Below are 21598 nucleotides of genomic sequence, written 5' to 3' on the forward strand. Positions count from 1 at the left end.
AAAACCATATCTGGTTGTTGTCCGAGGTCATCCCAGGAAACCAGATAGATTTATACACACAAAATGTCCCTTAAGCCAAACAAACAGGGCGTATACAGAGAAGCTCGTATCGAGAACCCCGCCGCGTTGAGCCCAGAATTCAGGAGAGGCGGTAGACCTCGTAATCGTTCGGTACACCCGCACCATGGACGTGCTGGAATCCGAGCCTCAATGCTAAACCGATCGATGCCTCATTAGTGGGGTCGATGATAGCGATGACTGGAAGCTGCGGGAAACGTTCCTGTGCATTGGCAATCGCCGCAGATGCAGCCTCCTTTGCGTATCCCTGGCCCTGAGATTCAGGGGCGAATCGGTAATAGAGGTTGAGTACCTGTTCACCGGCTTCCTCACTGTGGCGTACTCCAGTAAACCCGATGGTTGTTCCGTCAAGCGTGGACACTACGTAGTAGCCAAGACCCTGTTCATCCCAGTTTTCTTGCCATGTGCTTGCCAACTCCTCTGCCTCTTTGCGGTTTTTCATCGCGAGGTCGGGACGGTGTTGATAGGTGCGGGCGTCGGCGTGGATCCTAAAAATGGCGTCTATATCTTGGTCCGTGGGAGGAGTGAGGATAAGGCGAGGGGTGCGAAGGGGAAAAGCATCGTTCATCTTGGAATCTCCGTTCAAAGTGTTAGGCTTCTCAGGCTACCTGGCCTCAATGGCTGAGGCATGGCGCAAGCAATACGCCCCAGGGCTTGAGCATTCCCTGGGGCGTACGCAGAGGCGAGGATGTCGGCCTAAAAAGCTATGAGCTCATTTCTAGACTTCTTGACTAAATCCTCGTCGCGGATAGCTTGCTTGAGGGCGCGCCACTGATCGTCGGGGATGTAGTCCGTGGCTTGTTTGATAACTTCCTCTGAAGGGGTGCCCCACGCGATTGGCATCGGAGTAATCGTTGCCCAGTGTGCCTTGTCGCGGGATGTGCGCTGGCCTCCCACAGCGACGCACGGAACTGCAGCGCCAACCTTAGGAGTGACGCCGGGGATCCGTTGCACCACAGTTGAGGTGAGCGCCCACTCGGCAGGGGACTGCTGGTCAACGACTGTGTTTACTAACGCGGTGAGGGTAACTGTGGTGCCCTTGTCATCGGTGATGACAGCGGGAGAGAGGGGGTTGGCGTCGTAAATTGCTTGGGTACGTGGAACCGCTCGAGGAATAGCAAGACCGACGATCAGCATGATGGTGCCGAAAAAGATAAGAGAGAGGGATCCGAGTAGGCGCCAGGGGGAAGTCGGGTCGACGAGGAACCAGACTATGACGCCCGCGATGAGGCAGACGACGAAAAGCGCGATGCTTGAGGTAACGAGGTTTTTGGTATTTCGAATAAGTTCGTTGTGTTCTTTGGCGTATTCTTCGTCGACGTTGAAGCGGAATGGTTGTTCAGTCATAGGCCACAGTCTATAGGCCGCGTTTGAGGTCTGAGGCATCCATGATGCGATAAGCGTAGCCCTGTTCGGCGAGGAAGCGTTGGCGGTGCATGGCGTACTCGGCGTCCAGGGTGTCTCGTGTGACCACGGTGTAGAACAGAACTTCGCTGCTATCGGGCTTGGGTCGAAGGAGTCGGCCGAGGCGCTGGGCCTCTTCCTGGCGGGAACCGAACGTGCCTGAGACCTGGATTCCCACGGCTGCCTGGGGGAGGTCGATGGAGAAGTTCGCCACCTTCGATACGACGAGGGTGCGGATTTCGCCCTGGCGGAAGCGCTCGAAGGCTTCTTCGCGGGCTTTGGTGCTGGTGCGGCCGTCGATGAGTGGGGCGTCGATCTGCTGCGCGATGTGGCGCAGGTGATCGACGTAAGCTCCGATGATGAGCGTCGGTTCGCCCTCGTGGCGGGCGAGAATGTCCTTGACCGTCGAGAGCTTGGCTGATGCGGTGGCGGCCAGGCGGTAGCGCTCGCGTGCGGAGGCCGTCGCGTAGCTGAGGCGCTCTTCTTCCGTGAGCGTGGTGCGGGCCTCGATGCATTCGGCGGTGGCGATGAAACCTGCCATTTCGAGTTCTTTCCAGGGGGCGTCGTAACGCTTGGGGCCGATGAGGGAGAAGACGTCGTCTTCGCGGCCATCCTCGCGGATGAGTGTAGCGGTCAGGCCGAGACGGCGGCGGGACTGGAGGTCGGCCGCCATGCGGAAAACGGGGGCGGGGAGGAGGTGGACTTCGTCGTAGATGATGAGGCCCCAGTCGGTGGTGTCGAAAAGCTCGAGGGCGCGGTATTCGCCTTTCGTTTTCCGGGTGACTACTTGATAGGTCGCGATGGTGACCGGGCGGATCTCCTTCTTTTCGCCGGAGTACTCACCGATTTCTTCCGGGGTGAGCGTGGTGCGGCGCAGCAGCTCATCGCGCCACTGCCGCCCGGCGACAGTGTTGGTAACGAGGATGAGCGTAGTCGTCTCTGCCTGCGCCATCGCGGCGGCGCCAACGATGGTTTTGCCCGCACCGCACGGCAGGACCACCACGCCTGAGCCGCCCTCCCAGAATGCTTGGGCGGCGTACTGTTGATAGTCGCGAAGCTCCCAACCGTCAAAGTCGAGCGCGATTGGGTGGGATTCGCCGTCGACGTATCCGGCGTGGTCCGCCACCGGCCAGCCCGTCTTGATGAGTTCTTGTTTGATGCGCCCGCGCGCGGACGGGTGTACGCCTACCGTGTGCTCGTCGAAGCGCTGGCCAAGAAACAGGATGATGTTCTTGTTGCGCGTAATCTCATCCAGGATTGGGGGCTCTTCCGTGGTGAGGATGAGCCCGCGTTGTGGATCGTTGAGCAGGCTGACGCGCCCGTAGCGCGCCATCGTCTCCGCAATGTCGATGAGGAGCGACTGGGGGACGGGGAACCGGGAATAGCGCTCGAGGACATCGATTGCGGTCTCGGCGTCGAAGCCGGTGGCGCGGGCATTCCACAGCGCAAGTGGGGTGATGCGGTAGGTATGGACGTGCTCGGGGGCGCGCTCGAGTTCAGCGAATGGGGAAAGCGCTGCGCGTGCTTTCGCTGCGTCCGGGTGCGCGATTTCAAGCAGTACGGTTTTATCGGACTGCACGATCAGTGGGCCGTCCCCAAACGTCATTGTTGGACCTTTCTTTCTACACCAGCGTCACAGTCGTGACGCGCCGCAGTGGTATGCGGATCACGCGCTGCGTGGCCGTGTCCTGCGCATCAATGACGCCGACACTCACCGTCAACGGGATGACCGTTAGGGTGTGCTGCGCGCCCTGCGAGTCCGCGTACTCAACCTTGACGCGGCGACGGGCGCGGGCTGCTGCACGAAGCATATCAGTCGTTGACGTTTCGCTGACCCCGGAAGGTTGGCTTGTATCCGAGTTGAGGGCCGCAACAATCTTATCGACGTCCTCTTCGCTCAGAGAGGCGGTTCTGGGAAGCGAGGACGGTGTTGCTCGCACCAGTGTTGGTTCCTCCGCAAGCGTGATGGAGGCGCCGTGGTCGTCTTCGGCGGTTGGCTGCAGGCCCGCGGCTTGCAACTCGTGGAGCAAGCGTGGCAGCGGAAGCGGGCTGACGGCGACGGTCGGCGCCAAGATCCGCAGATCGGCGTGCTCAGCCGCCACGGCGAGGAGGGCAGGGTCGGCGCAGCGGATGTAGCTCAGCGCGCTGCCGGCGCGGATTGCGCCGTGGGTGCGGGAGAGATCATCGATAAGGAAGGTGATGGCCTGCGGAACCTCGCCCATGATGTGCTGTTTAAACCATGTGTGCAGTGAGTCGGCGTCGTGCCCACGGTCGAGGGCGCGCTTCAGGGAGGCGTCGCTGATGCGCCACATGCTGGCAAGGCCCGGCGATTCAAGGTCGGCGATATCTTCGACGACGGCGGCGGTCGCCGCATCGAGCGGCCCCGGGGCGAGCAGTGTCATGTCGCCCTGCGCGATGAGTTGCGAGACCTCCGTGGGGACGAGCTGCTTCGTAGCCTCGACGACGTCGCCGTCGTTGAGAAGTGCTTGCAGGGGTGTCGACGCCGAGCTCCCCACGCCGCCAATCGCGCCGACGAATGCGGCTTCGGCGATGGTGGCGTCGATAAGTTGGGGCGAGAAATTCGCTGCCATGAGCGGTACGTGGAACAGTAATCGAGCCTCCTGGTCGGGGCCCGCGTACTCGACGATGCGCCTCCGGGCGTGCCTGACGTCGGGGTTGTGGGTGGGCTCGGAAAGGAGGCGGTGCTCCGGCGTCTTGTCGGTGCGCCAGGACGAGGCAAGCCAGCCGGCGAGGAGGATAGCCCACTGGTCGGCGAGCGTGGCGTCCAACCAGGAAAGAGCGTCGTGGGTGGCCGCGAGTACGTCGGCCTCGTCGGTGCTTCCACGGCCGAGAAGGCCGGCGGATTCGCCCGTGGTAATGAGGAGCGCAGGATCGAAACCGAGGGCCTGCGTTAACCCCGCATGTGCGCGGACCCCCAGGGAGCCGTCCTTGTTCAGTGCGACCGGGGACTCAAGTAACAGGAGCAGCAGCTGGCGGAGCTTGCGCACCGCGTCGAGGCCCGCGCCAGTCGCGTTGCGGTCGATCGTCGGCTGATCTGGATCGTTGACGGCAGGGGCGTGCTCGGGGAACTCGCGCGGTGGCAGGCCACGGAGGACGTCGCGGACGGGGCGAGGTAGGCGAACCGTTGTGGCGTCGACGCGGATGAGCAGCCCTTTCGCAATGAGTGTTGCAACTGGCGTCGTGGGATCCGCGTCCGCCGCGGCGGCCCTCGTCGTGCCGACGGAACCTGACGCCGCTAGCGTATCCAGCACTGAGCGCTCGCGGGCGCTGAGTCCTTCCAGCAGCCCGTCGAGGTTCGGTGGGGCCTGGTCCCCGAGGCGCCAGCCCGACGGCAGCGCGGAAAGTGCCCCTGGTGCGACCTGTATGGCGGCGTCCGGGCCATAGATGAGCGCCATCGCACGAAGACGCTCGACGGCCCCGGGAACACGCGCTGCGGGGACATTGTTGGTGTCGACGGGAGAGAGTTCGGCGCCGACGTCCCCGAGCGCTTCCAGAAGCCGCAACTCGGCAGCGTTGAGACGGCGTAACGCTCGTGCTGCAGACCCAGCCAGCGACAGCCGCGTCCCCAGCGAACCCCAGGATGGCGGGGTGGGGTAAAAGGCGTCTGGCCTGAGATAAATGAGCTCCCGGAGTTGTTCGGGGCGCATCGTGCGGAGCGCTTCCTGGAACGTAGTCATAGCGTTGGCTAGTGTACGTGCGATTTTTGCCAAGGCGTGAAAGAATAGTACGCATGGCTAAAGACGTAGAGAAGATCGGTCGCGCGAACCCGGCGTGGCCCACCAACACCCCTGGTAATGGTTCGCCTGTCACCGAGCTGTCCTCGCAGCTTACCGGTGCATCTAGCCCGTTTGGGGACGAGCTCGTGCTCCCACTCCCAGCGGAAGAAATCGGGTACGTCCACCCAACGACGCGAATCAACCGCTAAGCGTTCAACCTTTCGGCCAGCCCTGAAAGAGTGGGCTGGCCAGTCCCTATGCCCCTTTCATAAAGCAAAACAAACGTGCCCGCCACAAGCTTTCTGTGGCGGGCACGTTCTATTGAGTGCTTAGCGGTTCAGCAGTGCTGCGCCGATAGCGGCGAGATCGCCCGAGCGAACAGCGTCGATCAGTGCAGCGTTCTGGCTGTAGAACGCATCGTAGTTCGCGCGGTTCGCAGCGTAGGACTGCTGGATGTGCGCCGGAATCGCGAAACCATAGTTGCTCAGGGAGCTGCCGAGCTGACGGTACAGGGCGTCAACTGGGTTCTCTGCCTGGCGCTGGGCTGCGTCCGGGGATGCAACGGCGGCGCTTGCAGGAGCAGGTGCCGGTGCGGCAGCCTGTGCGTCGCGATTCGTCGCAGCGGAGTTCAGTCCAAGGCGAGCGGAGCATGCAGGCCATGCGCCCCAACCCTGCTGTGCCAGGGTGCGCTCTGCAACGATGATCTGCTGCTCACGGGATGCCAGGTTCGCGGTTGGAGCGAACTGGCCGCCACCGAATGCCTGCCAGGTGGACGCGGAGAACTGCAGGCCGCCGTGGTAGCCGTTGCCGGTGTTGATTGCCCAGTTGCCGCCGGACTCGCACTGTGCGAGACGGTCCCAGTCGGAGTCAGGCGCTGCCGTGGCCTCTGGGGCCATCAGTCCAGCGAACGCCGCGGTTGCGGCTGCGCCGGCGAGTGCCTTCTTGGTCAGGGAAGTGGTCTGCTTGGAATGGCGTCCCATTGAAATACGATGTCCTCTCTTGTTGTCGCTTGCGAAGTAAGCTGTCGGGTTCGGGCTGAGGCGCCCGGTTGCAGTAGCAACTTCACCCCAAGGAAGCTCCGGGAGGGGAGTTTCCGAAGGTTGGGTCCTCCGCTTCTGTTGTTTGTGTAATTGTGCGAGGCGAACAGAACTCAGCGTGCCTCGTTTTCTTGCTGCGGGACAGCCTAACGCTTTATAACGATTTAGTCACGCTCCGGGCACTTTTTGGGGTCGGTGTCGCGGACGCGGGGAGACTGGTAGGGCCGTTTGGCCTGTTCACGAGCCAAATTAGCGCGAGTGTGATTTGTGGCACTTTCTTTCGTGTTGGGGCTCGAACGGGCGATACGACTATGATGGATAGCCACTGCTGAGTCTGCATAGAGAACAGAGAAGGAACGAAGACTAATGCCAATTGGAAAGGTGAAGTGGTTCGACGCCGACAAGGGCTTCGGCTTCGCATCCAACCCTGGAGACGACGACGTATTTATTTCTAAGTCGGTGCTCCCGGATGGTGTGGATGAGCTTGTGCCTGGACAGCGCATCGAGTTCGACTTTGCCGCAGGCCGAAAGGGCCCGCAGGCGCTGCGCGTCGCCATCTTGGAGACGCCGAAGCGTCGCCCCGTGCACCGTAGGAAGCCAGAAGAACTCGGAAGCATGCTTGCCGATGTGATGACGCTCATCGAGTCCGACGTGCAACCGGCGTTGACGGCTGGGCGCTACCCTGAGCGCAAAGAGGCTCGACAGGTTGCGGGCATCCTGCGCGCAGTGGCGAAGGAGCTTGACGCCTAAGCGTTATTCAAACGCGACCGACCATGTGGCGACCACCGGGATTTCTTCCCCGTGGTCGTCATTTTTTACGGCCAGCGTCGAGACTTCAGCAACGAGGAGTTTTGCCCCGCCTTCTTTGACGGCAGGAGCGGTCTCTTCGGTGGTCTCGCCAGCCTGGTGGAGGCGCTCCTCGTTGGCGGAGGGGTCGTCGTAAATGAGGAGGAGGCGCCAGCTGCCCGCAGCGATGTCTGGGTCGATGCGGAATTTGAGTTCGTCGGAGCCACCACGTGTGAGTGCCGGTGGCTCACCGCCGTCACATTGTTCATCGAGGGGGCAGAGCGTGTAGGGGGCGATCTCGTGCTCGCCGTCGGATGCAGTGACGTGAATCCGAAGGTCTTCTACGGGAAGACCTGGCTGCGAGCGCTGCCAGTTCATGAACGCGTACACCCCAGCGAGCAGGATAGCGACGGCGAGAACTGTCGCACCGAGTTGGAGTGCAAGGCGAGAGGAAGCACGGCGGGAAGCAGTCATGAGCGAAATTCTACTGGGACGGGACCAGCCGGACGCGGTAGAGGTCAGGCCAACGCTTGCCGGTGAGGTAAAACTCGTCGGTGCCAGGGATATGCGCGATCCCGTTGAGCACATTGTTTATGTCTTCGTCGGCGTTGTTGGGAAGAGACGACGCATCGATCCTGGCCGTGACGTGGCCGGAGGTGGCGTCGATACGCACGATGTCGGTGGTTGTGAAGATGTTTGCGTAGACGTCGTCGCCGACGCACTCCAACTCGTTGAGACCCTCGACGGGTTTGCCTTGGTCGGTGACTTCGAACCGCGCAAGCTCGGCGAGCGTGTCCGGGTCCATGCGGCGCAGCTCGGCGGAACCGTCGGAGAAAATAAGTGCATCATCGGTGGCGCACAGCCCCCACCCTTCGCCGTCGTAGTGGGCGGTATCGACAGTTGCTAGGGACGCTGCATCGCGGCGAAACGCGGTGCCCTCCTGCCACGTCAGCTGCCAAACCGAATCTCCGACGCGGGTCATGCCTTCGCCGAAGAACACGTCCGGCAAGGCAACCTCGCCCAACACGTCGCCTTCTGTCGTGAGCCGATACATGCCGGACGCTCCATATTGGCCGGTACTGACGAGGAGCGTGCCGTCCTCATCGACTTCGAGGCCCTGGGTGAACAGGGCAGGGTCGTAGTCGTAGCGTTGTACGATTTCGGGTTTCAGCTGCTCCACCTCGGTGGCAGCTTCATCGCAACCACTCACGGTGAGCAGCACCAAAGGACACATCAGGATGGACCAAAACCGTCGGGAGTGAACACGCATACGTCCATCATGCAGCATTTCCCCAGAAATGGGCCATAATGGAGAGCGTGTCTCAGAACAAGAACTCTTCACCACTGCTGAGCGACAAAGCAATTGAGGTCGCGCGAGAGGCCATCCTCGAGATCGCGGAAGGCGAGGTCGGCGCGCACATCGGTGTCGCTGGGCTCTCGAGCAACGTGGCCACGCACCGCTTCGAAGCGAGCGTGCCTGGCTACAACGGGTGGGAATGGAACGCGGTCGTCGCGTGTGCCACGGGCTCAACATGGGTGACCGTCAACGAGGTCGCGCTCATGCCGGCTCGTGACGCGCTGCAGGCGCCGGACTGGGTGCCGTACTCCGAGCGTCTTCGCCCCGGCGACCTCGGCCCCGGCGACATCATGGAGCCAGCGCCTGACGACGAGCGCCTGACCACAGACTCCTTTGCAAAGGATGCAGTGACGTTCCCAGGCAGGGAAACTGACCACTACCTCACGCAAGAAGGCCTCAATGCGGCGAAGACGCGGTGGCGGAAGGGCAAGTTTGGCCCTAATTCTGCGTTCGCCGAGCAGGCAACGCTGCACTGCCGGACCTGCGCGTTCTACATTCCAATGGAGCACCCAGTGGGGGAGAACTTCGGAGTGTGCACCAACGAATACTCAGCTGATGGCCGCATCGTCGCTGCATCCTACGGCTGCGGTGCCCACGCAGATACCAAGGCGCCGCGCCACAACGGGAAGTAACCCGCTAGAGCAATGATGCCCGCAGCCGCCGGGTTTCATTGATCTCGCGGTGCGTCGGCAGTAAACCGCGCGAAATCATTCGGGGGCCAGGCTTGGGTGTGCCATACTCCTGCCATTGCTCGACAAGCCGGGCACCGTGCACAGCATCGACGGCCCACGTCTCCTGGTGCATCAGATCGAAGCGTGAGAAGCCGTCGTGCGCCTCATGCGTTTCGACGCCCGCCTCCTCCAACACACGCACAACCCCCTCCAGCGCGTATGATCCAGCGGTAGCAGGGTGCCCGGAGATGACCGCCTGCGTGGCGCTTGGAAATGTGATCAGTGGTTGGAGGAGTGCGGAGATGATGCGGCCGCTGGCGTCGGCAAGCAATCCGTCGTTGGTGCCCAGCGTTGCCGATGCGTGCAACTGCCACCCGAGGTCCGGCCCGTGCCTGTTCGGCTGCGCGCGCTGATCCCGGATTGGCTCCGCGAACATGGTGATCTCCGTGGAGGGCGCAGGCGCCGGGCGAAGCGTCAAGGACGCATGGCCTCCCGTGACGTGGACGACCGCTTTGCGAGGGCCCGTAACCTGGCTGACCGTAACGCGGAGGCGTTCAAACTCCGAGTGCGAGATGCCGCAGCCGCGAAGCTTCGAGGTGAGCAGATCTGCATCTGCAACCATGCCTTGCGAAATGACAAAGCTGAATACATCCACTTTGGGCTCCAAGTCGAAATTATTAGGAAGTGTGTGCACTAAGGTAAAAGTCTATTGCAGGCTTTTGGCAGATAGATTTCAGCCGATGCATGCAACAACTTTGCTCTCTTTCATAACTTCCTCAACGAACTAAAGGGGATCTTCGCAGTGAGTATTCCAAGCGAATCTTCAACGAAGCAGCCCGCTAGCGGGCTTGATAAATTCTTCCATATCAGTGAGCGAGGCTCGAGCGTCGGCCGCGAAATCCGCGCCGGTATCGTGACCTTCTTTGCGATGGCGTACATCGTGCTCCTGAATCCTTTGATCCTGGGCACGAGCCCCGACCGCGAAGGTGTCGTGCTTGGTATCCCGCAGGTAGCTGCGGTGACGGCCCTTGCCGCCGGTGTGATGTGTATCTTGTTCGGCGTTATTGCTAAATATCCGTTTGGTATCGCTGCGGGCCTTGGCCTGAACACACTCGTTGCAGTGACACTCGTTGGGCAACAGGGCCTGACCTGGCCAGAGGCCATGGGCCTCATCGTGATTGACGGTATTATCATCTGCATTCTTGCGATTTCCGGGTTTCGCACCGCCGTCTTTGAGGCCATCCCGAACTCGATGAAGGTGGCAATGAGTGTCGGCATCGGCATGTTCATCGCGATGATCGGCTTGGTGGACGCTGGGTTCGTGCGCCGCATCCCTGACGAGGCACACACCACTGTCCCGGTGCAGCTGGGCTTCGGTGGCTCGATCGCCTCGTGGCCGACGGCTGTGTTTGTCATCGGCCTGCTCATCTGTGGCTTCATGGTGATCCGGAACATTCCGGGTGGGCTGTTCATCGGCATCGTCGCGACGACGATCATCTCGATGATTGTGGAGTCCTTCGTCGGTGCAGGCTCGTCCGCTGAGAATGACCACGGCTGGTCGCTCGCGGTCCCTGCGCTTCCGGATTCTTTGGGTGGCATCCCGGATCTGTCCCTCGTGGGCAAAATCGACATGGTTGGTGCCTTCGTTGAGGTCGGTGTCGTCGCCGCCAGCCTCCTGGTCTTCACCCTCGTGTTAGCGAACTTCTTCGACGCAATGGGCACCATGACGGCGCTCGGCCGCCAGGCCGGCCTGACCGACGAGAACGACAACCTGCCAGGCATGAAGAAAGCCCTCGTTGTTGAAGGCTTCGGCGCAGTAGTCGGTGGCGCGTTCTCTGGTTCCTCGAACACGGTGTTCGTGGACTCGTCCGCCGGCATTGCTGACGGCGCCCGCACCGGCCTCGCAAACGTGGTCACCGGCATCCTGTTCCTGCTGGCGATGTTCCTCACCCCGCTGTACGAAATCGTCCCAATCGAGGCCGCCGCACCGGTCCTCGTCGTGGTTGGCGCGCTGATGATGATGCAGGTCAGCAACATTGACTGGACCCGTTTCGACGTTGCCTTCCCGGCCTTCTTGACCATCATCATGATGCCGCTGACCTACTCGATTGCCAACGGCATCGGCGTCGGCTTCATCGCGTTTACCGTGATGGCGCTCTTCGCTGGCAAGCGTAAGGACATCCACTGGATCATGTGGCTGATTTCTGCGCTGTTCCTGATCTATTTCGCACAAGGACCGTTGATGTCGCTAATCTCGTAAAGCGTGAGCATAGTTATCGACGACCCCTCCGACCCCCGGCTTGACGATATCCGCGACCTGAAGCACTCAGACCGCGAGAAAGGCCTGGTGTTTGCGGAGGGGCCTCTTGTTGCGGGACGCCTTGTGGAGTCCCGCTTTCCTGTCCGCGCGGTGTTCGGCTTCGGTGGCCGCCTCCAGTCTTTTTTGGAACAGTACGGCGAGCGCCTCGAAGCGGAAGGAATACCGGTCTACGAGATCAGCCGCGCAGTGATGGGGGAGGTCGCCGGCTATGACATGCACCGCGGACTGCTAGTCTCCGCGGATAAACCCGAACCGCTGAGCGTCGAAGACGTCGTGGCAGATGCCCGCACCCTGGTGATTCTTGAGGGAGTGGGGGACCACGAGAACATCGGCTCCATCTTTCGCAACGCCGCCGGCATGGGCGTTGATGGCGTGCTGTTCGGCGCCGCCACCGCCGACCCGCTCTACCGGCGCAGCGTCCGCGTCTCAATGGGCCATGTGCTTCGCACCCCGTTTGCGCACTTCGGCGGAACCCCAACCACGTGGCAGCGCGAGCTCGCACAGCTGCAGGAACAGGGCTGGTGGCTGGTGTCGCTGACCCCTGCGGACGATGCCGTGTACCTCTCAGAGGCACTCAACGATCACGAGAAGGTGGCATTTCTCGTCGGCGGGGAAGGCCCTGGGCTCACGCAGCACGCAATGCGCGCGACCGATGTGCGCGCGAAAATCCCCATGGCGTCCGGAACGGATTCACTCAACGTGGCCACGGCTGCGGCGATTGCGTTCTACGAGCGCCAGCGCGACCTCATCAGCCGCGGTCTGCGTGGCGGATTTTCTCCGCAATCGTAGCCTTCAGGTCGCGGGCGCGGCGACGTAGCCCGCGGCCAACGCGCTTTGCTGCTGCGACGGAGGCGTCGGCAAGCTCGGAAAACTCGTCACGCTCTGCCTCTTCGTCGTGCTGCTCGTAATCGTCGTACGTGTTGGTCTGCTCGGCGAACTTTGCCGCCACCTCGTTGACAGTCTTGGTGCGTGGGGCAGGAGCCTCGACTTTCGGCTCCGGGCGGCCATCCACCGCGTAGCCGATGATGTGCACATCCGGACCGTCCTCGCCGACCTCGATACCCAACCATGCGCGCTCAGCCTCGCGCATCAGCGCTGGCGGCTCGAACGGTAGCGAAATGCCGCCGAGCTGGGGTGCGGTTTCCCCGGCCCAGTACGGGGCCTCGAACGGGTCCGGCAAGCCGACGTCCTCGAAGACGTGGTCGCGGGTGGCAGAGAACGCGCGGCGCAGCGTCTCACCCTGGTAGTGGGCGATCGCCGCGTAGTCCGAATCGGTGCCTTCCGCGTAGACGTAGGTGTCAGCGCTAGGCAGTGCGGTGCGCAGCGCCTTGGCGGTTTCGCTGATGCGCTCGGCGTCCGTGACAAAGAAACGGACAACCGCAACTCCCGGGTACCCCGCGATGTAATACTCGTCCACACCAGGAACCGAGGAACGATTCAGCGGGAACTGGCCAATCGGAGTAATAGGCCACGCCGGATTAACCTGTGCGAGCAGCTTTCGGCCGAACCCACGGTCCGCCTTCGGCTCGCCCTCGAGCACCTCCTCCGGGTGTGCGACGTTGACAAACCAGCAGGTAACCACGGCGTTATGAGACATAGCGGGGCCCTACTTTCGCGGCCGCTTCGTGTTTGTCCGGACCCCCAACAGGACATCTTCCCAGTGCGGAGTTACAGCTTTTCGACGCCTCTTCTGCGGCTGCGGTGCCTCATCCGGGTGCTGCAAGAAGTCACCGGTCGCGATTGCATCCTCGTCCGAAGCAGCGGGGGCATCGGTGGCGTCTTCGCCCTCATCGACGTCTTGATCGATAGCCGTGAGTGAACGAACTGGCTGCACAAAATCCGGGTCCGTGAGGTCTGCAGCGATGGAGTTTCGCGCCTCCGTCGTCGGTGCGGAACCCATCTGGCGGTGGAAGGACCACAAGGCCTCGTTTTCGCTTAAGCCTGCCTGCCACCGGACATGCACCACCCAATCATCGCCGGGCTCACGGGTTGCGTCCCAGGTGGCGTCGCTAAGCGAATGCCCGCGGGCAGCGAATGCGGTGGCGAGGATTTCGAACAGCGTCAGCTTCGCTGGGCCGTCCTCGCGCATCGGGTGCGACTGCTTTGCGGCCTCGGCAACCTGCGAGCGCTCCAGGAGCACCGGGTGGGCGTACGGGTCGATCCGGCTTTCAGCCACCCCCATCTCCTCAGCCAACTCGGATGGCCGGGTGCCGGAGCGGATGCGCGCCTGGATCTGGTTCGGGCGCATCGAAAGCGGGGTGGAGTACAGCGGGTCCGGTTCCGGCAGGCTGCGGGGCTTCTCCTCGGAGGCTGTCTCCGCAGCGTCCTCGGAGTGCTCGTCACCGAGTGCATTGTCAGCGTCAGCGGATGGTTCCTGCGCGTCCGGTGCAACCTCAAGCTCAGGCTTGGTGGATTCCTCCTCAGCCACGGCCTGCATCTCGGAACGCGCGAGCTGGTAACGGATGCCCTCGTCATCTCGGAGGACGAAGAAAGTCTCCGTGGACTCCTCATCCATGAGGTACAACTCGCGCATGTGGCTCCTTTCCGCTGACAAATACCTCCACCAGCTTAGCCCATTTGTTCTGGACTACTTCTGGCCCACGCCCTGTTCGATCAGATAGTCAATAGACTTGGTCAGGTGCTTGACGTCCTCGGACTTGATTGCAGGGAACAGGCCGATGCGCAACTGGTTGCGGCCAAGCTTGCGGTACGGCTCCGTATCCAGGTAACCATTCTGGCGAAGCGCCTTAGCCAGCTCAGCTGCGTCGATACGCTCGTCGAAATCGATCGTACCGACGACCTTGGAGCGGGCAGCAGGGTCCTCGACGAACGGCGTTGCAAACTCGTGGTTGTCAGCCCACTTGTACAGCAGGGAGGACGAAGCCGTCGTGCGAGCAACCATCGCATCCAACCCGCCGAGCTCGTTCATCCAACGAACCTGCTCCGCCAGCATCAACAGAGGGCTGATTGCCGGGGTGTTGTACGTCTGGTTCTTCCGTGAGTTATCGACGGCCGTCTGCAAGTTCAGGAACGCGGGGATGAAGCGGCCAGACGCCTGGATCTTTTCAATGCGCTCCAGGGCGGCTGGACTCATTACGGCGAACCACATGCCGCCGTCAGAAGCGAAGCACTTCTGTGGCGAGAAGTAGTAGACGTCCGCCTCGTGCACATTGACGGGGAGGCCGCCGGCGCCGGAGGTAGCGTCGATAACTACGAGTGCATCGGTGTCCGGGCGGCGAACTGGGACCATCGCGCCGGTGGAAGTCTCGTTGTGTGCCCACGCAACGACGTCGGCGTCGGCGCCGTCGAGCTCGTGCGGCGAAGGTGCGGTGCCGGGTGCGGAGTCCACGATCTGCGGATCAGCCAGCCATGGAGCGGCGGCCGAGGCCTTAGCAAACTTCCCAGAAAACTCACCGAACGTCAGGTGTGCAGACTTCGTCTCGATGAGGCCGAAGGTAGCGGCGTCCCAAAAGGCGGTCGCGCCTCCGAGCGAAAACACGATTTCGTAGCCTTCCGGAAGGCTGAAGAAGTCGTGCAAACCTTGGCGGACCTCACCCACAAGATTCTTCACAGCTGGCTGGCGGTGAGAGGTACCAATGATGTCCGCGCCCTTCGCGATAGCCTCGAGCTGCTCCGGGCGAACCTTTGAAGGACCGCAGCCAAAACGCCCATCGCTAGGAAGCAGAGCTGGGGGAAGAACCGGAAATGTTTGCATGACAGCCTTTCCTGTAACAGGGGGTAGAGAAACTTGACGACGCCACTCGCGTCTCACTGCATCTTATTACCCAACGACGCGCCCGGGGCGCCTTTCGCCAGCTCTTTTCCGGATACTTGAAAATCGAACAAATGGGGGTGTGGTGGTCAATAGATTTATTGAGTTGTGTCGGGCGAGTCACATTTTTTGCTAGCATTGCGGGAGTAAATTGCAACCTCCTTGCATCCCGCAAGGAATAGGGTTTCCGAAACTTCTGAGAAAGGTTTGCTATGGCTTCTGAAGGTCAAGACAAAGCTGTACTTCACTACCCAGGTGGCGAATTCGAAATGGACATCAAGTCCGCCACCGAGGGCAACGACGGAGTGGTGCTAGGCAACCTCCTCGGGGAGACTGGGCTTGTCACCTTCGATCCGGGCTACGTGTCCACTGGCTCGACCGAGTCGAAGATCACCTACATCGATGGTGCCAACGGCATTCTGCGTTACCGTGGCTACGACATCGCCGAACTGGCGCAGAACGCAACGTTCAACGAGGTGTCGTACCTCCTCATCAATGGCGAGCTTCCAACGACGGATGAGTACAAGAAGTTCAACTCCGAGATTCGTCACCACACGCTTCTCGACGAAGACTTCAAGGCCGCGTTCAACGTCTTCCCGCGCAACGCACACCCAATGGCGGTGCTGGCGTCGTCCGTGAACATTCTTTCTGCTTACTACCAGGACCAGCTGGATCCGCTCGACGAGGAGCAGCTGGACAAGGCAACCGTTCGCCTGATGGCGAAGGTGCCGATGCTGGCGGCGTACGCATACCGTGCATCCCGCGGTAAGCCGTACATGTACCCAGACAACTCGCTGAACGCACGCGAGAACTTCCTCCGCATGATGTTCGGCTACCCAACCGAGCCGTACGAGGTTGACCCGATCCTGGTGAAGGCTCTGGACAAGCTGCTGATTCTGCACGCAGACCACGAGCAGAACTGCTCCACCTCCACGGTCCGCATGATTGCTTCCGCGCAGGCGAACATGTTCGTCTCCATTGCAGGCGGCATCAACGCGCTGGCAGGCCCGCTGCACGGTGGTGCAAACCAGGCTGTGCTCGAGATGCTCGAGGACATTAAGGACAACCACGGCGGCGACGCCACCGACTTCATGAACCGCGTGAAGAACAAGGAAAAGGGCGTCCGCCTGATGGGCTTCGGCCACCGCGTGTACAAGAACTACGACCCACGCGCAGCGATCGTCAAGGAGACCGCACACGAGGTGCTGGAGCACCTCGGTGGCGACGAGCTCCTGGACCTGGCGATGAAGCTCGAGGAGATCGCGCTGAAGGACGACTACTTCATCTCGCGCAAGCTCTACCCGAACGTAGACTTCTACACCGGTCTGATCTACCGCGCGATGGGCTTCCCGACGGACTTCTTCACCGTGCTCTTCGCCATCGGCCGTCTCCCGGGCTGGATCGCACAGTACCGCGAGCAGCTGGCGATGAACTCCAAGATCAACCGTCCACGCCAGATCTACACCGGCTACACGAAGCGCGACTTTGTGCCGCGTGACCAGCGATAATCTCTAGCGTTCACCGCCGGGTACGTATCTTCCTTTATACTTTGGGGATATGTACCCGGCGGTTTCGCCATGAATGAACGACGCAAGGAGTATTCACGTATGGAAAAGCCCACGATTGAGGTACCTGAAGCACCTGCCCCAACGGACCTTGTCATCGAGGATCTCGTAGTCGGCGACGGAGCCGAAGCTGTAGCAGGCGGTTATGTGCAGGTGCACTACCTGGGTGTTGACTATGCAACCGGTGAAGAGTTCGACTCTTCGTGGGACCGCGGCGAGGCCGCGGAGTTCCCGTTGGCTGGCCTCATCGCGGGTTGGCAAGAGGGCATCCCGGGGATGAAGGTTGGCGGTCGCCGCAAGCTGACGATTCCGCCGGAGAAGGCGTACGGCCCTGCTGGTGGCGGCCACCCGCTCTCCGGCCTGACGCTGGTGTTCATTATCGACCTGCTTGACGCGCGCTAAGGATTCGATATGCGCATTCCAGTGACAACACTCAACGACGGTTATGATTTTCCGCTGCTAGGTCTGGGCACTTACAAGCTGCAAGGTGAAGACTGTGTCAACATCGTGCGGCGAGCTATCGAGTTGGGCTACCGCCACATCGACACTGCCTCCTTTTACGGCAACGAGGAGCAGGTTGGGCGCGCGGTCGCCGACGCGATTGCGGCCGGTGATGTGACTCGCGAAGAGCTATTCATCACCTCGAAGCTATGGAACGATGACCAGACTCGTGCAGCGGAAGCCTACGAGGAGTCGCTGCAGCGGATGGGGCTCGAGTTTATCGATCTCTTCCTCGTGCACTGGCCGTGGCCGCAGCACGGGACCTTCGTGCAAGCGTACGAATCTTTGGTGCAGCTGCAGGGCATGGGCCGGTTGCAGTCGGTAGGCGTGGCGAACTTCTATGAAGAGGTGCTCGATGAGATCATCGCGCACACCGGCGTCGCGCCAGTGCTCAACCAGGTGGAGCTGCACGCAGGGTTTACTCAGCAGGAGCTGCGCGCCTATCACCAGGAAAAGGGGATTGTCACCGAGGCGTGGGCGCCGCTCGCGCGAGGCGCGAACCTTGACGATCCGGTGTTTACTCGCCTCGCCGAGAAGCACGGCCGGACCCCGGCGCAGATTGCGCTCGCGTACGTGATGAGCCTGGGATGCTCGGTTGTGCCGAAGACGGCGAATCCAGTTCGCCTCGAGGAGAATCTCGGGGCGGTCGAGGTCGAGCTTTCGCAGGAAGATATCGCAGCGCTCGACTCCCTGAGCGGCGAGCGGATGTCGAATGACCCGCGCGAGTTCCCGGGAGACCCTAGCTAGCACAAACGCAAAACCCCGGTGCGGCGAGCCTTAACGCTCTGTGTACCGGGGTTTTGCCATGTCCTGGTGACGCTACTTTGCGTGACGTTACTTCGGCAGCAGCGCGCGCCAATCAAAGCGTGATGAAAGCTGGGAGCTGCCCAGATCGCCAAGGGTGAAGCCGGGGCCGCGTCGCCCAGGGGTCCACTGGCCCCAATCGGCGCTGTAGACGTTGTTGATGTCCACCGTGACGCCGTCGATCACTCCGGTCCACTTTGCTTTCTGGTGGATGTTTGCGCGCGGGTGCAGTTTGCCGCCGGAGCCCCAGTCGTGCTGCCAGAAGAACGAGCCGATGCCGTCTTCGATGCACCACTGGATCACGTTGATGTTTCCGTACACACCGGTCTGGTAGCCACCAAGCGCCAGTGCCGCGGAGAACGCCCGGAGGTAGGGGCGGATCTGGTTCAGGTACTGGGAACGCGAGGGGTTGTCGTCGATCGCGATGTAGATCGGGCGGCCGGTTGGGCCGCCGGCGGAGGCGTGGAGGCGCATCGCCTCCGGTGCGTGGCGGGCGGCAGCAGCGGCGCCGCCGAGCCAGTCGGCGGTCTCGGCACGGCCGAACTGGTAGACGGACGCCGTGGCGAGGTCGTTCGCGGCGAAGTCCTGTGTTTCGCCCAGCGTGACGGGCTTGCCCAGCATCCAGTTCGCGCCGGGGCGGCGCTCCGACACGTAGCGGACAGCGCCGAGGTGCCCGGCGGCCTTTACTGCGCGACCGGACGGAACCCCGCCCGCGTAGTCGATCACGGTGCCGAGGATGCGGCCCTGGGCGTGGGCTTGCGCGGTGGAGCCAAGGGTTGCGCCCGCGAGAGCGAGTGCGGTGGTTTGAAGGAAGCGGCGTCGATTAAAAGTAGTCACACCCGTAACTCTAGCAACATTACTGTTGGGGTTGGGGAGCGCGGATTGTCCACGCGGCAATCGCCGTGGTGATCGGCACTGCCAGGACCAACGCGATCGCGCCGATACTCGAACGCATGATCTCGGTGGCCACCACGTCGGAGGTGAGCACCTGGGTCAGCGGCCGGTCGGCGACCTGGAGCAGCATCGACAGGGGGAGGGCAGCGCCCATGTACGCCAGGACCAGGGTGTAGACCATCGACGCAATGTGGTCGTGGCCGACCTTCATAGCGGAGGCGAACACGGCGCGGGGCCGCGCGTCGGGCGAAGTCTCGTAGAGCTCCTGCACCGTTGAAGCCTGCGCAATGGTGACGTCGGTGAGCACGCCGAGGGCACCGATGATGAATCCGGCGAGCATGATGCCTGGCACTTGCACCTGGGGGAGGTACATGTGGATGAGGAGGTTGTTTTCGTCGGCAAGGCCGCGCAGCTGCGTCGTATCGATGGCGAGGCGCGCGGCGAGCGCCGCGAGCCCCAGCGCGGTCAGGGTGCCAGCCAGGGCTGACGCGGATTTCCAATTCCTGCCGTGCACAACAAAGATGACAGGGAAGAGCACCGCGGCCCCCGTGACCAGCGAAAGTCCGACCGGACTGTAGCCGAGCAGCAGTCCGGGAACCAGGAAGCCGAAGATGACAAGCAACGTATACAGTAGGCCGAAAATCGCGCGCACCCCACGCCATGCCCCAACCACAACGACGACCAGCAGCGTGAGCGCGAGCCACAGCCCAAGCGGTATCGAGCGATCCATGTCAAGGAAGGAGTACGAAGTCTCGGGGTTGCGGTGCACCGAGAGCACCACACGGTCACCGACCGAAAGCTCCGGGGTACCCGGCTGCTGCGCTGTCTCGATCGTGGTGGTTCCCCCGGACTTGAGCTCGACGCGCAGGAAGTCGCACTCAGGGTGGTTCGGCGTTGCGACGCCACCACAGGGAGCGACCGAGTGCTCAATGACGGTGGCCTTGACGGTTTCCGCCGTCGACGTCTGGGTCTGCTCAAACCCGGGCAGGACCTCTGGCTGCTTGCCGCCCGGCCACAGTAGGGCGAGGCCCACTACCGTGGCGATGCCCGCAATCGCGAGGAACGCTACTAGCGCGCCGCGTGCCGTGCGCAGCGGGGATGGCGATGACTGGGTTGCGTGGCGTGCCAACGAAGCTCCCTTGTGAGAACAGTACTGAGACAATCAGACTGATTGTAGAGCTACTGTACAACTAACGTGCGGTACGCAGCCTCGAAGCGGTCGCGGAGCTCCCTGAAGTACTCGGCGTGTGCATCCACGTTGCGGTGCCCTTGGCCGAATGGGGGCGTTGCCCGCTGTGCCTCAGGGGCGATGGCGTCGAGAGCGATGAGCACGGTACCGCGCAGGGTGGCGCGCTTCATCTCCAGGGGGACGACGTCGCAACCAAGCGCATCGGCGAGCACCGACAGCCACGCCGGGTGGTCGGCCGTGACGCGCCCGGAGGCGACCACGCGCTCGGGGAGTGCGCCTGCCTCCTTGAGCTGCTCGTAGACGCGAAGATACGACATCGCGATGCCTTCAAACACGCCCCGCCACAAATTGGCCGGTGTAGTTGCCGCGGTGATGCCCAAGAGCTGCGCTTGCGCGCTCGCGGCCCAGCCGGTGGAGCGCTCGCCGGTAAAGAACGGCAGCACTAGCGGGGCGCGCCCTGGCCCGGAGGAAAGCACCGCGGCGATCTCATCCGGGGCCACCGGCTGGATGGTTTCCTCGAGCCAGGTGACGGCACGCCCGACGTCGTTGAGCGCGCCGCCCAAGATGGCCTTGTCTCGTGCGATGCGGTAGCACCACAGTCCCTCTGGGATGCGAGCTGGCACCTCCGGGAGGATGACGCGCATCGCGCCGGAGGTCGCCGCGGCTACCGCGATAGTGTCGGGGCCGGTCGCGCCGGGGCCGACATTGGACGGCCAGCCGTCGGGGATGCAGTGGAACCACGCAACCCCATTGAGCGCGGGCCACGCGGTGTCATCCGGGTAGTCGGGTTCGTCGGGGAAGCGCAGCGGCTGGATCATGTCGTGCGGGATGTCGATGGCGTCGAGAATCTCGGTGTCGAGCTTCCCCGTGTGCGCATTGGTGACGCCCGACCACGCCGCGGTAGAGACGGCCAGGCCATGGATGCCCGCGAGCTTGTGGTACACGTACTCGCCGATCGCCATGACCGTGGCTGCGCGCGCAAACTCGGGCAGCTGCTCCTTTGCCCAGGCGAGGCGCGCCGGGTGGTAACTCGTGTGGAGGCGCACGCCGGTGCGCTGGTGGTACTCGGCCTCGTCGATTGTGTTGCGGAGCTGCTCGACGTAGTCGCGGGATTGCGAATCGGCGTAGGTGTACAGCGGGGTCAGGGCGTCGCCGTGGGCGTCGACAAGGAGGAGGCTCGAGGCGAACGAGTCCATGCAGACGGCCTCAATGCGCAGGTCATGCGCTGCGGCGAACGCGACGGTGTCGTCGATAACCTTGCGGACCTCGGCGACGACCTGGTCGGCGTCGATGGTGCTCGCGCCGTCAGCGGTGGTAGTAAACGCGTGCGCAACGCGCTGCTTCGCGCCCTTGACGGGGCGGCCGGTGGCGTCGTAAAGGCCGCCGCGGCTCGCGGTAGAGCCGACGTCGATGCCGAGGACGTACGGCCCGCGGGAGTCCTGTACGGGGACCGACATGGTTGGGATTTTGGAAGCGCTCATAC

At 62.4% G+C, this 21598-nt stretch carries 22 protein-coding genes and 1 riboswitch; of the genes, 8 read left to right on the forward strand and 14 right to left on the reverse strand.

From position 1 onward, the window contains the following. Nucleotides 1-139: 139 nt before the first annotated feature. From QP802_RS02270 to QP802_RS02285, 4 genes are all read right to left on the reverse strand, one after another. A complete protein-coding gene (locus tag QP802_RS02270; RefSeq protein WP_070362870.1) occupies nt 140-646 on the reverse strand; it encodes a GNAT family N-acetyltransferase in 507 nt (168 codons plus the stop codon). Between the two features lie 128 nt (nt 647-774). Then, entirely contained in the window at nt 775-1425 is a 651-nt protein-coding gene (locus tag QP802_RS02275) for a DUF3239 domain-containing protein (protein ID WP_070479208.1), read from the reverse strand. A gap of 10 nt (nt 1426-1435) precedes the next feature. Then, nucleotides 1436-3088, reverse strand: coding sequence for a DNA repair helicase XPB (locus QP802_RS02280; RefSeq protein ID WP_070479209.1), 1653 nt, complete (start codon nt 3086-3088; stop codon nt 1436-1438). Between the two features lie 16 nt (nt 3089-3104). After that, entirely contained in the window at nt 3105-5180 is a 2076-nt protein-coding gene (locus tag QP802_RS02285) for a helicase-associated domain-containing protein (RefSeq protein WP_284817520.1), read from the reverse strand. Between the two features lie 53 nt (nt 5181-5233). Here QP802_RS02285 and QP802_RS02290 point away from each other — a divergent pair, with 53 nt between their 5' ends. After that, nucleotides 5234-5428: a hypothetical protein gene (locus QP802_RS02290; RefSeq protein WP_070362866.1), complete on the forward strand. Its 195-nt coding sequence runs from the start codon at nt 5234-5236 to the stop codon at nt 5426-5428. Nucleotides 5429-5548: 120 nt separating this feature from the next. On the opposite strand, the gene QP802_RS02295 is transcribed toward QP802_RS02290, so the two are convergent. Further along, nucleotides 5549-6199 carry a resuscitation-promoting factor Rpf1 domain-containing protein gene (locus tag QP802_RS02295; RefSeq protein ID WP_284817522.1) on the reverse strand — a complete coding sequence of 217 codons (651 nt, stop codon included), beginning with the start codon at nt 6197-6199 and terminating at the stop codon, nt 5549-5551. Nucleotides 6200-6210: 11 nt separating this feature from the next. Beyond that, nucleotides 6211-6385: riboswitch (cyclic di-AMP (ydaO/yuaA leader) on the reverse strand. A 237-nt stretch (nt 6386-6622) separates the two neighbouring features. On the opposite strand from QP802_RS02295, the gene QP802_RS02300 reads away from it, so the two are divergent. Beyond that, a complete protein-coding gene (locus tag QP802_RS02300) occupies nt 6623-7006 on the forward strand; it encodes a cold-shock protein (RefSeq protein WP_070362863.1) in 384 nt (127 codons plus the stop codon). A gap of 3 nt (nt 7007-7009) precedes the next feature. Here the strand turns inward: QP802_RS02300 and QP802_RS02305 are convergent, their stop codons facing one another. Both QP802_RS02305 and QP802_RS02310 read right to left on the reverse strand, forming a co-directional pair. Further along, nucleotides 7010-7516, reverse strand: a complete 507-nt coding sequence (locus tag QP802_RS02305; RefSeq protein WP_284817523.1) for a DUF2771 domain-containing protein — start codon at nt 7514-7516, stop codon at nt 7010-7012. 10 nt (nt 7517-7526) lie between these two features. Then, nucleotides 7527-8312, reverse strand: a complete 786-nt coding sequence (locus tag QP802_RS02310) for a glutaminyl-peptide cyclotransferase (RefSeq protein WP_070363560.1) — start codon at nt 8310-8312, stop codon at nt 7527-7529. A gap of 47 nt (nt 8313-8359) precedes the next feature. Here QP802_RS02310 and QP802_RS02315 point away from each other — a divergent pair, with 47 nt between their 5' ends. After that, nucleotides 8360-9031 (forward strand): DUF3027 domain-containing protein, encoded by a 672-nt coding sequence (locus QP802_RS02315; protein WP_370687099.1) that lies wholly within the window; start codon nt 8360-8362, stop codon nt 9029-9031. Nucleotides 9032-9035: 4 nt separating this feature from the next. Here QP802_RS02315 and QP802_RS02320 read toward each other — a convergent pair whose 3' ends face one another. After that, complete coding sequence (locus tag QP802_RS02320; protein ID WP_284817524.1) at nt 9036-9737, reverse strand: hypothetical protein; 702 nt, start codon at nt 9735-9737, stop codon at nt 9036-9038. A 135-nt stretch (nt 9738-9872) separates the two neighbouring features. On the opposite strand from QP802_RS02320, the gene QP802_RS02325 reads away from it, so the two are divergent. Then, entirely contained in the window at nt 9873-11330 is a 1458-nt protein-coding gene (locus QP802_RS02325; RefSeq protein ID WP_240492729.1) for an NCS2 family permease, read from the forward strand. A 9-nt stretch (nt 11331-11339) separates the two neighbouring features. After that, nucleotides 11340-12179: a TrmH family RNA methyltransferase gene (locus tag QP802_RS02330; protein WP_407933403.1), complete on the forward strand. Its 840-nt coding sequence runs from the start codon at nt 11340-11342 to the stop codon at nt 12177-12179. Here the strand turns inward: QP802_RS02330 and QP802_RS02335 are convergent. The 3 genes from QP802_RS02335 to serC are packed head-to-tail and all read right to left on the reverse strand — an operon-like array spanning nt 12139 to nt 15105. After that, nucleotides 12139-12987: a DUF6928 family protein gene (locus tag QP802_RS02335; RefSeq protein WP_256000350.1), complete on the reverse strand. Its 849-nt coding sequence runs from the start codon at nt 12985-12987 to the stop codon at nt 12139-12141. The two genes, QP802_RS02330 and QP802_RS02335, sit on opposite strands and share 41 nt — an antisense overlap. 9 nt (nt 12988-12996) lie before the next feature. After that, nucleotides 12997-13923 (reverse strand): septation protein SepH, encoded by a 927-nt coding sequence (sepH, locus tag QP802_RS02340; RefSeq protein ID WP_284817526.1) that lies wholly within the window; start codon nt 13921-13923, stop codon nt 12997-12999. Nucleotides 13924-13977: 54 nt separating this feature from the next. Then, complete coding sequence (serC, locus tag QP802_RS02345) at nt 13978-15105, reverse strand: phosphoserine transaminase (protein ID WP_070362856.1); 1128 nt, start codon at nt 15103-15105, stop codon at nt 13978-13980. Nucleotides 15106-15374: 269 nt separating this feature from the next. Here serC and QP802_RS02350 point away from each other — a divergent pair, with 269 nt between their 5' ends. From QP802_RS02350 to QP802_RS02360, 3 genes are all read left to right on the forward strand, one after another. Continuing rightward, nucleotides 15375-16670 (forward strand): citrate synthase, encoded by a 1296-nt coding sequence (locus tag QP802_RS02350; protein ID WP_070362855.1) that lies wholly within the window; start codon nt 15375-15377, stop codon nt 16668-16670. 99 nt (nt 16671-16769) lie between these two features. Continuing rightward, nucleotides 16770-17129 (forward strand): FKBP-type peptidyl-prolyl cis-trans isomerase, encoded by a 360-nt coding sequence (locus QP802_RS02355; RefSeq protein WP_070362854.1) that lies wholly within the window; start codon nt 16770-16772, stop codon nt 17127-17129. Nucleotides 17130-17138: 9 nt separating this feature from the next. Further along, nucleotides 17139-17975 (forward strand): aldo/keto reductase, encoded by an 837-nt coding sequence (locus QP802_RS02360; protein WP_252931139.1) that lies wholly within the window; start codon nt 17139-17141, stop codon nt 17973-17975. Nucleotides 17976-18062: 87 nt separating this feature from the next. On the opposite strand, the gene QP802_RS02365 is transcribed toward QP802_RS02360, so the two are convergent. From QP802_RS02365 to QP802_RS02375, 3 genes are read right to left on the reverse strand one after another with little or no spacing between them, the layout of a single operon-like run. Further along, nucleotides 18063-18869, reverse strand: a complete 807-nt coding sequence (locus QP802_RS02365) for a DUF1906 domain-containing protein (RefSeq protein ID WP_284817527.1) — start codon at nt 18867-18869, stop codon at nt 18063-18065. A gap of 19 nt (nt 18870-18888) precedes the next feature. Then, entirely contained in the window at nt 18889-20055 is a 1167-nt protein-coding gene (locus QP802_RS02370; protein ID WP_070479223.1) for a YibE/F family protein, read from the reverse strand. Nucleotides 20056-20105: 50 nt separating this feature from the next. Continuing rightward, nucleotides 20106-21596 carry a gluconokinase gene (locus QP802_RS02375; protein WP_284817528.1) on the reverse strand — a complete coding sequence of 497 codons (1491 nt, stop codon included), beginning with the start codon at nt 21594-21596 and terminating at the stop codon, nt 20106-20108. Nucleotides 21597-21598: the final 2 nt, after the last annotated feature.

It is taken from the genome of Corynebacterium sp. UMB10119B (assembly GCF_030228125.1).
Taxonomy (GTDB): Bacteria; Actinomycetota; Actinomycetes; order Mycobacteriales; family Mycobacteriaceae; genus Corynebacterium; species Corynebacterium pseudogenitalium.